Raw genomic sequence first — 12,974 nt, forward strand, 5'->3', positions numbered from 1 at the left:
CTCAAAAATTAGATTATAAAAGGGACAGAGTCAAAATCTTGCTAGAGGAAATCGGTGTACTCATACCCCCTAATCCTCTCTAAGCCATTGAAATTATTGAAGTTATCTTCTTAGGGCGACCCCGGCGACGAATCTTAACCTGCTCGGGATTGTTCTTAAAAAGCTTTTGTGCATAAACATCCCTCATCCAGGGCTTTGAGCGTAGAAGCGCTTCTGTAATTTGTTGATCCTCCCAGTAGGGGGCACCCTCCTTCACAAAAGTAGCCCAAGCCATTTGTCTTTCAAAGGGGGTATTACCTAATCTCCAAAAATGCTCGTGGTCCACCAACCAAGTTTCGGCAGTCCCACTAATATGGGACCCAAAACTAGTCCAGCTTGATCCCTGTGGACTCGACTCAAATCCGGATCTCACTGGATTGAGCTCGATGTAGCGTTGGCATCGCAAAAAATAATCGGGGTCTATCAAGGACGATCGATACCGCCCCTCCCAAATAGTGCCAGAGCGACCTTGCTGCTGATTAAAGTACTGAACATAACGTCGACCCAAAGACTGCATCGTTTTAGCAAGCGAATCAACATGCTGAGGTGTTATCAAAAGATGCACATGATTTGGCATCAAAGCAAATGCATGCACAGAACAAGCAAATTGTTTGGCCGCTTCGCGCAACCAGTCTAAATAAATACGACGATCAGCATCTTTATAAAAGATTGTTTCTCGATTATTTCCCAGCACCATCACATGCATTGCTTGGCCAGGGATGATCGTACGAGCCTGTCGTGCCATTACCCTAACGAACTACTGAAGTTCGCGAACCCCATTGCCATTAGAAAATTCAGGGATAAACCAGTCGCCGTCCAATTGACTAACGCCTGCAGGTACTTCACGCGTCTGTTGTGGCTCGTCTCGTAGAGCGGTCGCCATATAAGATGTCCACATAGGCAAAGCAAGACCGCCGCCAGTCTCTCGATCACCTAAGCTAGCAGGCTTATCAAAGCCAATCCAGGCGATGGCTACCACCTTTGGGCTATATCCTGCGAACCATGCGTCATGAGAGTCATTCGTAGTGCCCGTTTTACCGGCAATATCACTTCTTCCCAACTTCGCCCTGGCACTAGCAGCCGTACCCGTCTTGGTCACCTCTTGAAGCAAGCTATCCATAACAAAGGCAGTACGCGCATCCAGGACGCGTGTTGCATCTACTTTTGCCTGAGTTGGCTTTGCCTCGAACAAGACAACCCCTTTTGAATCCACCATCTTATTAATTAAGTAAGGGTCAACTCGATAGCCTCCATTAGCAAAAACACTGTAGGCAGAAGCCATTTGCAATGGGGTTACTGAACCAGCACCGAGCGCCATGGTTAAGTAAGGAGGGTGTTTCTCGGCTTCAAATCCAAAGCGTTGGATGTAGTCCTGTGCATAGGAAGGGCCAATAGCGCGAATAATTCGCACTGACACTAAATTTTTAGATTTAGCTAGCGCATTACGCAAACGCATCATGCCATCGTACTTACCGTCATAGTTTTTGGGTTGCCATGCCTGACTACCGGTCTCCATACTTCCAATCGACAGCGGTGCATCGTTGACCATCGTGCTAGGTGAGAAGCCTTTTTCAATCGCAGCGGCATAAATGAATGGCTTGAAGGATGAGCCTGGTTGACGCTGCGCCTGCGTTACATGATTAAATTGATTGCGACGAAAATCAAATCCACCTACTAAGGAAAGAATCGCGCCCGTCTCGGCATTCATTGACACAAATGCTGCCTCTACTTGAGGTAGTTGTGCCAACTTCCAAACGCCGCCATCAGATAACAGTCTAATAATTGCACCGGCACGTAAGCGTTTTTTTGGTTGGGCGCTATCAGTCAAGGAGGCTGTAGCTAACTTCATTCCCTCTCCCTTTAGAGTGATAATGTCCCCAGTAGCAATCATGACTTGCATCTCTTTTGGCTTGAAATCAAGAACAACTCCGGACTGCAAATCATCTAATTGTGGATGTGCAAGCAATGCCTCATCAATCACGCGTTGACGCTTGACAGTTTCCTCGGGTAATTCAATGAATCCCTCAGGGCCACGGTAGGCATGGCGCAGATCGTATTCAAAAATACCGCGACGCACTGCTTTATAAGCCGCATCTTGATCAGCCTTCAAGATAGTGGTGTAAACATCAATTCCCTGAGAGTAGATTGCCTCACCGTATTGGGTAAACAATAATTGCCGCACCATCTCTGATGGAAAGTCAGCTCTGGTACTGAACTCATTTCCAAGGCCGCGTATGTGCAACTCTTCGGCCATGGCTATTTGATATTGCTCCGGGGTTATGTAGCTTAGGTCGCGCATACGCTGCAAAATATATTCTTGGCGAATTTTTGCGCGACGGAAATTGCTCACTGGGTTATAAGCGGAGGGAGCCTTCGGTAAACCCGCCAGCATCGCAGATTCTGCAATTGAAATATCTTTTAATTCTTTACCAAAATAAATTTGCGCTGCGCTAGAAAAACCATACGCTCGCTGACCCAAGAAAATTTGATTCATGTAGATTTCTAAAATCTTATCTTTACTGAGTTGGGCTTCGATCTCCCAAGCCAGCAATACCTCGTAAATTTTCCGGCTAAACGTTTTTTCATTACTTAGGAAAAAATTACGAGCGACTTGCATGGTGATAGTAGAGGCGCCCTGAGACAAATTGCCTCGTAAGTTTGTTAAGGTGGCTCGCAATATACCAACGTAATCTACTCCGCCATGCGAGTAAAAACGGTCATCCTCAATAGCCAAAACTGCATTACGCATTTTTATCGGAATCTCATTAAGGGGAATGACCTTACGACGCTCCTCCCCAAACTCACCTATGAGTACCTTATCGGCTGTATAAATTCGCAATGGGGTTTTGGGGTTGTAATCCACCAAGGCTGAGATTTTAGGCAAATTAGGCTTGGCTATTAAGAAAGCGTAGCCCAGCATGAGCATGCACACTACTGCAAATACCATGCCCATAATGAGTAATGCTTTTACTAATGGGTTACTTCCCGATGTTGAGCGCCCAACTACCTGTTTTGTTGGGCGTCGGTCTGGCTGTCGGCTAAATCGCCGATTCAATGGTGGCTTGTCTTGAGGAGGGTTTGCCATTTTCAAATTATAGGGTGCTTGGCTAATCTGCTACCGTACTCCAAAACCCCTATTAGGAAAGTTTGGGGTTTAATTTTCTGACAAGCCATTACGCATATCCTGATTCTTTTTCTCCTCCCCAAGGAAAACAATATGGCATGCCCCCACGCCAAATCTCTCCCCAATCCTTTGATGATATTTTGAGTGACCTAGGGGATGATCCAGCCATTCCCGATCCCCATGGTATTCGTAAGCCTTCAGCAGCCCCAAGACCGCAGCAGGAGTTCACCAAAAATCCAAAATCCACTGCCTTTTCTTTGGAAAACCTTCCGCTAAATAACGTCAAAATCGGTCCTTTTTTCCTTTACGCCTGGGCCTTTTTGGCGCTGTCAGCTGGTCTCTTTCTGATTTTAGAATCCAATAAATCAAGTTCTGCAGCGCAATTGGAGCCACTACAAATTCAATTATCAAGCTTACAAAAACAGTTCGATTTAGCCAAAATAGAATGGGAACATGATTTGGAGAGTCTTTATGAAGAAATAGATATATTAGAAGTAAGCATTCACTTATTAGAGGTAAAAGCACCGTTATCATCGGCTCAAAACAAAACGCTTCCCACGCCCCATGAGGCGGATCTGCGTCGCTGGAGGTACCTAGGGTTAATTCGCGTAAAAGGTATCGAGCAGGCTTTTTTTCACAACGGCAAAGCCAGCGTGATGCTGGCAAAGGATGGGCTTGCTTTGGGTGACTGGCGTCTAAGCCAAGCCCAAAAAGAAGGGGCGATATTAACCCACCCCAAGGGCAAATCGATTACTTTTCAATCGTCCAAACCAGAATGAATCCATTTAAAAAGGTTCGCCTTTTACCCATCCTTTACATCACTATTGTTGTGCTGAGTTTATGCAATATACGCCCTCTAGCTGCTCAATCCACTCAAGAAATCAGCGCCTCACCCGGCCCTCAGGATGGGCTTATAAGCCTACAGTTTCATCAAATAGAGCTAACTGCACTTTTACAAGTATTGGCTAAAGTGGGCAATACGAACTTTATCTTGAGTGAGTCAATTCAAGGCAAGATTACTGTGGATTTAAGTGACACTCCCTGGAAAACAGCCCTGGATTCCATTCTGGCAAGCCGCGGACTTCGCTTAGTCAGAAACGGGGGTATTTACTGGATTGGGCCTCACGCAGAAATCCAGAGCTTCCAAAAGTTTCGGCGAGAGGACGCCGCCCTCCCATTTGGCGGGGATCATATAAATAGTCCTCGTCAGATTCTGATTGAGGCACGTATTGTTGAGGCAGATCAGCGCTTTGCTAGAGAGCTAGGAGTCAAACTAGGGTATCAAGCTGCAAATGCTAGCAACCCCAATCAAAATGCCAGCGCCGCGGTAGATTTAGCTGGAGCCGGCTTAAATGGCTTTAATCCAGCGACTCTAGCCGCAACCCTCATCTCTAAGAACGCAGCAAGACTCTTACAAATCGAGCTCTCAGCGCTGGAATCTGATGGTCAGGGCAAGATTTTGTCTAACCCCCGCATCATGACGGGGGATCAAGTCAAGGCTGTTATCGAGCAAGGTACTGAATTGCCGTATCAAGTTAGCAGCCAAAGCGGCAGTAAATTACAGTTTCGTAAGGCTAATTTACGTTTGGAGGTTTTACCCAAAATTCATCCAGATGGAAAAATATCCATGCTGGTGGGCATCAATAAAGACACGATTGGTATGAAAACCGAACAGGGCTATGCGATCGATACTAAGAACTTGAGCTCTGAGGTAACGGTTGAGAATGGGGGTACAGCCATCATTGGGGGGATTTTCCAAACCACGGAACGAGAGGATGAGGTGAAAATTCCCCTGCTGGGCGATATCCCTCTGATTGGGCACTTATTTCGGCATAAATCCAAATTAGCAGACAAAACTGAATTATTAGTTTTCTTAACTCCCACTGTTTTAGACAAACCCTAATAAAATCGAGGGGTGAACTCTTCATCAAACAATATTTTTCTGATTGGCCTTATGGGCGCCGGCAAATCCACAGTTGGAAAACTGCTTGCTAAAAAATTAGGGCGCCAATTTTTAGATGCCGATCATGTCATTGAAGAGCGCTGTGGTGTAAAGATCCCGGTCATCTTTGAGATGGAGGGAGAAGAGGGCTTTCGTAGGCGCGAGGCCCATGCCATCAAAGATAGCACTGCTGAACACAATATTATTTTGGCTACCGGTGGTGGTGCGATCTTATTGGCTGAAAATCGTCAATTACTGAGCGAGCGGGGCACAGTCATCTATCTTCACGCAAGTCCGGTTGAGCTCTGGCATCGGACTAGAGGCGGTGAAGGTAGACCGCTACTGAAAAATGGCGATGCCAAAAAAATTCTCGAAAACTTATACGTCATTCGGGATCCCCTCTATCGCGAAATCGCCGACCACATTATTGAAACGGGTAAGCCCAGTGTGAATCAACTGGTGAATACTCTCATCATGCAACTTGAACTTTCTGCCTGAACCCACCCATGAAAACATTAGAAGTTGATCTCGGTAATCGTAGCTATCCTATTCATATTGGTACAGATCTGATTGATCAGCCTGAACTCTTTCAGGCTTGTGCAAAAGCTACTTCTATTTTTATAGTAAGCAATACGACCGTTGCCCCCTTATATGCACAGCGCCTTACCAAAACGTTACAAACACTGGGTAAACCAGTGAGGACGATTGTTTTGCCAGATGGTGAGTCCTATAAGGATTGGAAAAATCTCCAACTCATTTTTGATGATTTACTTCAATTTGGCGCCGATCGCCAAACCATGTTGGTGGCTCTGGGTGGTGGCGTAATCGGCGATATGACTGGCTTTGCAGCAGCAAGCTTTATGCGAGGCATTCGTTTTATTCAAGTACCAACGACGCTCTTGGCACAAGTGGATTCATCTGTGGGCGGGAAAACAGGTATTAATCACCCGCTTGGTAAGAACATGATTGGCGCCTTTCATCAACCTGTAGCCGTGATTGCGGATCTCAATACCCTCAAAACCTTACCAGCACGTGAACTTTCCGCGGGACTTGCCGAAGTCATTAAGCATGGTGCAATTGCGGATGCTGACTTCTTAGATTGGATTGAAGTCAATACACAAACTTTATTAGCATGTGATACCCAAGCTATGGCACATGCCGTGCTGCGCTCTTGCGAGATCAAATCCGCAGTGGTTTCGGCTGATGAACGAGAAGGTGGTATTCGTGCCACCCTGAATTTCGGCCATACCTTTGGCCACGCTATTGAGGCTGGTATGGGTTATGGTGAATGGCTTCATGGTGAAGCCGTAGGCTGTGGCATGGTGATGGGCGCTGACCTATCTTGTCGCATGAACTTCATCACGCCATCTGAAGTGGCCCGTTTAACCAAGATTATTGAATCTATGAACCTACCAATTAAGCCGCCTCAATTTGGTGGACAGCGTTACATGGAACTCATGCAAGTAGACAAAAAAACTGAGGGCGGTCAAATTCGCTACGTGGTTCTAGAGAAAATAGGTAAAGCAATTATTCAGAGTGCGCCAGAGGCGCAGGTACTCGAAACCTTAACTGCTACTGGGGCTGGAGCTACTTAGCTTGACCTCGATGCTTATTTGGCAATCAAGCTTACTTTGATTGCCTGTCCTGCTTGAGCACTGGCAAACTCAGATAAGTCACCCAAGAGTTCGCGTCCCGTTTTAGTATCCAACCAGAGTGGCTGCGCAAGCGATCCAGCCCAACGATAGTGATAACCGCCTGATTTAGCTGCGACCCAGATTTCGTGCAAGGGAGGCTGTGTATTGACAACAATGACACTACGATCCTTGAAGCGGATATTAATGACATTGCCACCTTGACGCTCTACGTCCAGGTCTAGATCCAGTGCATCATCTGCTGCCTCTAATGCCACCTCGATTGATTGCAACAGATTGCTACCCAGTTGATAAAACTGCTTGTCATCAATGATTTCAGCGCTGGGGTTATTTGGATTCATATTGGAGTCCTGCATGCTATATTCAATCATTCGTTTTAGAGACATTCATGATAGCGACTCTTATAAGTACTCTCGGCATTAGCCTTTTAATATCCCTTGCAGGGTGTGGGGTAAGAGGGCCACTGTATTTACCTAATGTGCCAGCAGCTCCGACTCCACCCCCTGAGTCAGAGCCTAAAGGTAAACTCTACCCACCCCAAAGCCCTACCGTGACTAATTCAACACCGGCCAAGTAATGACAAATAAGACCATTCCCCTTCCAGAGTTAACGGGATTTACAGAGCGTGACGGCATCTGGTTCGCTGAAGATATTCCGCTGGCAGATTTGGCAAAAGAGTATGGGACTCCCTTGTACATCTACAGCAAAAAAGCTTTAACAGAAGCCTACCAAGCTTATGACAAGGCCTGTATTGATCACGCCGGAAAAAGACGTGCCCGGGTGCATTACGCAATGAAGGCAAATAGCAACTTAGCTGTTATTGATTGCCTTAAAAAACTGGGCGCTGGCTTTGATTTAGTCAGTGGCGGTGAGTTGGCGCGTGCACTTGCCATCGGCGCAGATCCCAAAAGTCTAGTATTCGCCGGTGTTGGTAAATCAGCCAGTGAAATTGCTCAAGCATTACAAGCGGGCGTTAAATGCATCAATGTTGAGTCGATTGCAGAGCTACATCAAATCAACCGCGTAGCGACTAAGCTTCATTGTCGCGCCCCTATTTCATTAAGAGTCAATCCAGATGTTGATGCCCAAACGCATCCCTATATTTCAACTGGATTAAAGGGAAATAAATTTGGGATTGCCTATCATGAAGTGCTGACAGCCTATAGAGAAGCTGCACTACTGTCACAAATTGATGTAGTTGGAATTGACTGTCATATTGGCTCGCAAATTACCAGTACTGCCCCTTATTTAGATGCTCTAGATAAGGTATTGGAGTTAGTTGCCCAATTAAAAAACGAAGGTATTGATATTCACCATTTAGATTTGGGTGGTGGCCTAGGAATTTCTTATGGCGATGATAATCCGCCTGATATTACTGACTTCACTAACATTCTTCTGAACCGTGTTGCAGAGCGTGGCTTTGCCCATTTAGATGTAGTGCTAGAGCCAGGAAGATCACTAGTAGGTAACGCCGGTATCCTGCTTACTCAAGTCGAATACCTCAAGCCAGGGGCAGAGAAAAACTTTTGCATTGTGGATGCTGCAATGACTGAGTTAATGCGGCCTGCGCTATATGAGGCTTATCACAGCATTGTTCCCGTAGAAACAAAAAAGATAGCAAGTGCTACTTATGACGTTGTTGGGCCTGTTTGTGAATCCGGGGATTGGCTTGGCAGAGATCGTAGCCTCGCAGTTGAGGAAGGTGATCTACTAGCAATCTTATCGGCTGGCGCTTATGGTTTTGTTATGGCCTCTAATTACAACACCCGACCCAAGCCAGCGGAAGTGATGGTGGATGGTAAAAATGCTTATGTCATTCGTGCACGTGAAAAAACGGCTGATCTCTTCGCAACTGAGAAAGTCCTGCCGAACTAAATCGGTCAGTCTTGCAATAATAAAATCCCGCTAAGTTAGCGGGATTTTGTTTTGCGGTTAACAACTTCGATTAGCGCAAACCGGCCATGTAATCGGAAACTGCCTTCATTTCTTGGTCAGATAGCTTCGTAGCGATAGAGGTCATCTGACTGCTATTTTTACGAGTGCCCTCTCTAAAAGCCATCAACTGCGTTGTACTGTATTCAGCCCATTGCCCGCCTTGGCGTGGATATTGTGACGGTATACCGGCACCATTTGGACTATGGCAACCAGCACACGCAGCAACGCCTTTAGAAGCAATGCCACCACGATAGATGCTTTGACCCAATTCAATCGTCTCTTTATTTTGAGCAACTCCTAAAGAAGGCTCTTGTTTGACTAAATAAGCAGAAATATTGACCATATCCTGCTCTGTCAAGGCAGCAGACATACCAGCCATTACTGCGTTTGCACGGGTACCATCTTTATAGCTCTTGAGTTGCTTTGTAATATACGCCGCATGCTGAGCGGCTAGCTTAGGCCATGCGCCTGAAGCGCTCTTCCCATTTGCTCCATGACAGCCTACACAGGCCACTACACCACGGCTAGCATCGCCGTTTGAATACAGGGCTTCCCCTGCCGCAGGGTCTGCTTTTGGCTTACCTGGGACCACGGGCTTAGCTGCTGGAGCCTCAGCCATTGGTGCCATAGCAGCTGCTGGGGCAGGATCTGCTGCATTCACTAAGCCAGACAAACCGGTCATAGTTATAAAAAAGCCAGCTGCTAAGCACGCACTAAAGCCAGTTAATTTGGAGATTTCAGAGGATTGACGCATTATGTTTACCTTGGCAAAAATTCTTCAACAGTGTTTGGGCCCTACTTTTACAACCCTTTACCCAACACCATGAAATATATTTCATAGTCTTGCGTGATTTTACAATAGCTTCTGAATATGTCTAAACTCTTCCAAGCCCGTTTTGCGACCACAGTCAATGCCACCCATTGCCTTCCTGCCACCCCGTTGAGGGAGGTGGCTTTTGCAGGGCGCTCAAATGCCGGTAAATCCAGCGCTATCAATGTGCTTTGCAATCAAAAAAGACTCGCTTTTGCCAGTAAAACACCGGGTCGCACCCAGCACATCAACTATTTTGGCCTTTTTGCCAAAGACGATCTATTGGCCTATTTAGTAGATTTACCAGGCTATGGCTATGCAGCGGTGAACCATGACACCAAGTATCACTGGAACGCCCTTCTCAGTGATTATTTGCAAGAGCGTGATCAACTGGTGGGTATGGTGCTCATTGTCGATTCTAGGCGCGGGATTACCGAGCTCGACGAGCAAATGATTCAGTGGTTTGTCCCAACTGGTAAGCCGATTCATATTTTGCTGAGCAAGTGTGACAAGCTTAATAAAAGCGAATGTAAACATACCCTTGAAGCAGTTCGTAAGCAATTACAGCAATACGACCCCAATCTTCCAGAGGGTACAGGCGAGTCTGAACGACTGACGGCACAATTATTTTCTAGTACTAAGCGAATTGGGCTTGAAGAGGCCGACAATATTGTTCTTAAATGGTTATTTGATGCAGAGATCACAAAAGATGACATCCCAAGCTAATACTCTCCTGAATTTTCCTGCCCACCGTCCACGTCGGATGCGACGTGAAGATTGGTCGCGGCGCATGATGCAAGAAAATGTACTTACCGTAGATCATCTAATCTATCCCGTCTTCTTATTGGAAGGCACTCAAAAATCACAAGCTGTTGCCTCGATGCCAGGTGTTCATCGCGTGTCCTTAGATTTGCTTTTTCCGATTGCACAAGAATGTGTTTCATTGGGCATTCCAGTGATGGCACTCTTCCCCGTTATCGATACCACCTTAAAAACGTCGGATGGAAAAGAGGCCTTTAATCCGAATGGGTTAATACCTACTGCAGTTCGTGAACTCAAAAAGCGCTTTCCTCACTTAGGCATCATGACCGATGTGGCACTTGATCCTTACACCAGTCATGGCCAAGATGGCATCTTAAATGAGCAAAGTCATATCCTGAATGATGAAACAACTGCTGTCTTAGTTCAGCAAGCAATCACTCAGGCACAGGCAGGTGTTGATATCGTAGCTCCTTCGGACATGATGGATGGTCGCATTGGAAAAATTCGTGAAGCCCTTGAGAGTCATCAACTTATACACACTCGAATCATGGCTTACTCGGCTAAATATGCATCTGCTTTTTATGGTCCATTTCGAGATGCAGTAGGCTCTGCAGCCCATTTAGGTAAGGCGGATAAAAAGACGTATCAAATGGATTTCGCCAACGGGGATGAGGCTTTGCGGGAGATTGCTTTAGATATTAGTGAAGGGGCAGACATGATAATGGTCAAACCTGGAATGCCCTATCTGGACATTGTACGTAGAGCAAAAGAGGCATTTAATTACCCCACTTATGTCTATCAAGTGAGTGGTGAATACGCCATGCTCAAAGCAGCCGCGCAAAATGGATGGCTTGATCACGACGCAGTCATGATGGAATCATTGCTTGCATTCAAGCGTGCTGGTGCAAATGGAATCCTGACTTATTTTGCCCTTGACGCCGCCCGTCTTTTAAAAGAAAGAAAGTAAGGCATCGCAAGCATTTTGCTTTTGCTTTTGCTTTTGCTTTTGCTTTTGCTTAACGCCAATGATTCATTACTGATTTTCAAGGGCTTTTTTTAGGCGCTCCTCAAATCGTTGTGGTGGCATGTAACCAATCACGCGCTGATCTTTTAATTCAGCTGAATTTAGATTGAATAACAATATTCCGGGTGGCCCAAACAATCCAAAACGCTTTAAGAGTGCCTGATTATCAGCGCTATTTCTTGTCACATCCGCCTGAATCAAAATAAATTTCTCGAGCGCTTGGTTCACATCCGGGTTCGCAAATGTATTGACTTCCATTTCTTTACAGGAGATGCACCAGTCTGCATAAAAATCGAGTAGCACAGGCTTTTGTAGATCCTTTGCTTGCACTAAAAGCTGATCTAACTGTGCACTAGTTTCAATTACAGAAAAGTGAGCATTGCCTATTACCTGTTGACGCTGTCCGTTAGCGCTTAACTTGGAGTCCTGTGCGCTGCCATCCTGCCACAACGGTGATGCAATCCAGGCTGCCGTTGCTACCAACAGGACACCAAGCGTTCTTTGCAACCAGATCATCCAAATGCCCGTTGACGGGATCAGGTTACGTGCTTCCACAGCGATAAAGAGTAAAGGTAAGCCCATGCCCAAAGCCATGACAAATAACAATCCCGCGCCCAAGCTCATGGACCCTGTTTGGGCAATAAAAGTTAATACTCCAGCTAAGGGGGCGGTGATACAAGGGCTTGCTACTAAAGTTGAAATGCCGCCTAATGCAAACGCACCCATAATGCTTCCGCCTTTTTGCCGCCCTGCCAGTTTATCTATCTGTTGATGCCATACCTGCGGCAATCTAAGCTCATACAGACCAAACAGGCTACCCGACAGGGCCAGGAGCAATAAAGCAAATGTAGCCAGGGCTAGCGGGCTCTGTAAGGCTCTTTGAACACTTCCCCCTAAAGCCGCCATCAGTACACCGGCTGTAGCGTATACCAACGCCATACCTAAAACATACGCGAGGGCTAATGTACTAGCTCGGCGCTTTGAAACCGGTTTTCCACCCCGAGATCCAAAGATGATGCTAGATAGAATTGGTAGCATTGGCAGTACGCAGGGTGTAAATGCTAATGCAAGGCCTAAAATAAAAAATGCCAAAAATAAATAAGCTAATGGGGTGTTTTCTAAAAATCGACCAATAGTATTGACATCATCTCGCTCTCGCCATAAATCCATTAGCCCTAACTTCGGCTTTGGATCAGCACCAACCATTCCTTCCCCTATTTCAGGCAGTGGACCAGCTTTTACGCCCGGTCTTGCCAGCAAGAAGCGCAGGTTCATCGGCGGATAACATATTCCAGCTTCGGCGCAACCCTGTAATTCAACATCAATATTCATTGCCTTACCATTTTGTGGTTTTATATCTAGCAATACCGTAAAGGGTTGCTTATAGACCTGCAGCTTTTTTTGAAAGGTCTCATCAAATTTTTCAATGCCAAGGGGCAATGGTGGCTTAAGGCTAACAAGCCTATTTTCTTGATTACCAGCCTGAAACTTTAAAGATTCTTTATATAAGTAATAGCCTTTTTCAGGCACAAACCTTATTTCTATTTGACGAGTATTTTCTAGCCAACTAGCCTCAACTAGAAAGGCTTTTTCAGGGGGTAAAAAGTCAGGGGCAGCGACTGCTTGGCCTAGAAAGATAGCTGAAGCAGCAAAAAAGAGGATGAGATGTTTAATGAATTGCATAA

At 46.0% G+C, this 12,974-nt stretch carries 13 protein-coding genes; 8 read left to right on the forward strand and 5 right to left on the reverse strand.

The features are described from left to right. Positions 1-79: 79 nt before the first annotated feature. Positions 80-784 (reverse strand): transposase, encoded by a 705-nt coding sequence (locus tag B0G85_RS05535; RefSeq protein ID WP_100379452.1) that lies wholly within the window; start codon positions 782-784, stop codon positions 80-82. A 12-nt stretch (positions 785-796) separates the two neighbouring features. Continuing rightward, entirely contained in the window at positions 797-3,124 is a 2,328-nt protein-coding gene (locus B0G85_RS05540; RefSeq protein WP_100379453.1) for a penicillin-binding protein 1A, read from the reverse strand. Between the two features lie 137 nt (positions 3,125-3,261). Here B0G85_RS05540 and B0G85_RS05545 point away from each other — a divergent pair, with 137 nt between their 5' ends. From B0G85_RS05545 to aroB, 4 genes are read left to right on the forward strand one after another with little or no spacing between them, the layout of a single operon-like run. Continuing rightward, positions 3,262-3,942 carry a hypothetical protein gene (locus B0G85_RS05545; protein WP_100379454.1) on the forward strand — a complete coding sequence of 227 codons (681 nt, stop codon included), beginning with the start codon at positions 3,262-3,264 and terminating at the stop codon, positions 3,940-3,942. Beyond that, a complete protein-coding gene (locus tag B0G85_RS05550; RefSeq protein WP_100379455.1) occupies positions 3,939-5,066 on the forward strand; it encodes a secretin GspD/PilQ domain-containing protein in 1,128 nt (375 codons plus the stop codon). Before B0G85_RS05545 ends, B0G85_RS05550 begins: the two co-directional genes overlap by 4 nt. 12 nt (positions 5,067-5,078) lie before the next feature. Continuing rightward, positions 5,079-5,603: a shikimate kinase gene (locus tag B0G85_RS05555; RefSeq protein WP_286297220.1), complete on the forward strand. Its 525-nt coding sequence runs from the start codon at positions 5,079-5,081 to the stop codon at positions 5,601-5,603. 8 nt (positions 5,604-5,611) lie between these two features. Next, positions 5,612-6,700: a 3-dehydroquinate synthase gene (aroB, locus tag B0G85_RS05560; RefSeq protein ID WP_100379456.1), complete on the forward strand. Its 1,089-nt coding sequence runs from the start codon at positions 5,612-5,614 to the stop codon at positions 6,698-6,700. 14 nt (positions 6,701-6,714) lie between these two features. Here the strand turns inward: aroB and cyaY are convergent, their stop codons facing one another. Then, positions 6,715-7,098: an iron donor protein CyaY gene (gene cyaY, locus B0G85_RS05565; RefSeq protein ID WP_100379581.1), complete on the reverse strand. Its 384-nt coding sequence runs from the start codon at positions 7,096-7,098 to the stop codon at positions 6,715-6,717. 47 nt (positions 7,099-7,145) lie between these two features. Here cyaY and lptM point away from each other — a divergent pair, with 47 nt between their 5' ends. Continuing rightward, complete coding sequence (gene lptM / locus B0G85_RS10450) at positions 7,146-7,334, forward strand: LPS translocon maturation chaperone LptM (RefSeq protein WP_157799290.1); 189 nt, start codon at positions 7,146-7,148, stop codon at positions 7,332-7,334. Next, a complete protein-coding gene (gene lysA, locus B0G85_RS05570; RefSeq protein ID WP_100379457.1) occupies positions 7,334-8,632 on the forward strand; it encodes a diaminopimelate decarboxylase in 1,299 nt (432 codons plus the stop codon). The genes lptM and lysA overlap by 1 nt, the downstream gene beginning before the upstream one ends. A gap of 70 nt (positions 8,633-8,702) precedes the next feature. Here the strand turns inward: lysA and B0G85_RS05575 are convergent, their stop codons facing one another. Further along, on the reverse strand, positions 8,703-9,374 hold the full coding sequence (locus B0G85_RS05575; protein ID WP_500796511.1) for a c-type cytochrome: 672 nt from the start codon (positions 9,372-9,374) through the stop codon (positions 8,703-8,705). A 189-nt stretch (positions 9,375-9,563) separates the two neighbouring features. Here B0G85_RS05575 and yihA point away from each other — a divergent pair, with 189 nt between their 5' ends. After that, positions 9,564-10,229, forward strand: coding sequence for a ribosome biogenesis GTP-binding protein YihA/YsxC (yihA, locus tag B0G85_RS05580; RefSeq protein WP_100379459.1), 666 nt, complete (start codon positions 9,564-9,566; stop codon positions 10,227-10,229). Continuing rightward, on the forward strand, positions 10,213-11,232 hold the full coding sequence (gene hemB, locus B0G85_RS05585) for a porphobilinogen synthase (protein WP_198508732.1): 1,020 nt from the start codon (positions 10,213-10,215) through the stop codon (positions 11,230-11,232). The genes yihA and hemB overlap by 17 nt, the downstream gene beginning before the upstream one ends. 66 nt (positions 11,233-11,298) lie before the next feature. On the opposite strand, the gene dsbD is transcribed toward hemB, so the two are convergent. After that, positions 11,299-12,972 carry a protein-disulfide reductase DsbD gene (gene dsbD, locus B0G85_RS05590; protein WP_100379461.1) on the reverse strand — a complete coding sequence of 558 codons (1,674 nt, stop codon included), beginning with the start codon at positions 12,970-12,972 and terminating at the stop codon, positions 11,299-11,301. Between the last annotated feature and the right edge of the window lie 2 nt (positions 12,973-12,974).

The organism is Polynucleobacter brandtiae, assembly GCF_002797575.1.
Classification (GTDB): Bacteria; Pseudomonadota; Gammaproteobacteria; order Burkholderiales; family Burkholderiaceae; genus Polynucleobacter; species Polynucleobacter brandtiae.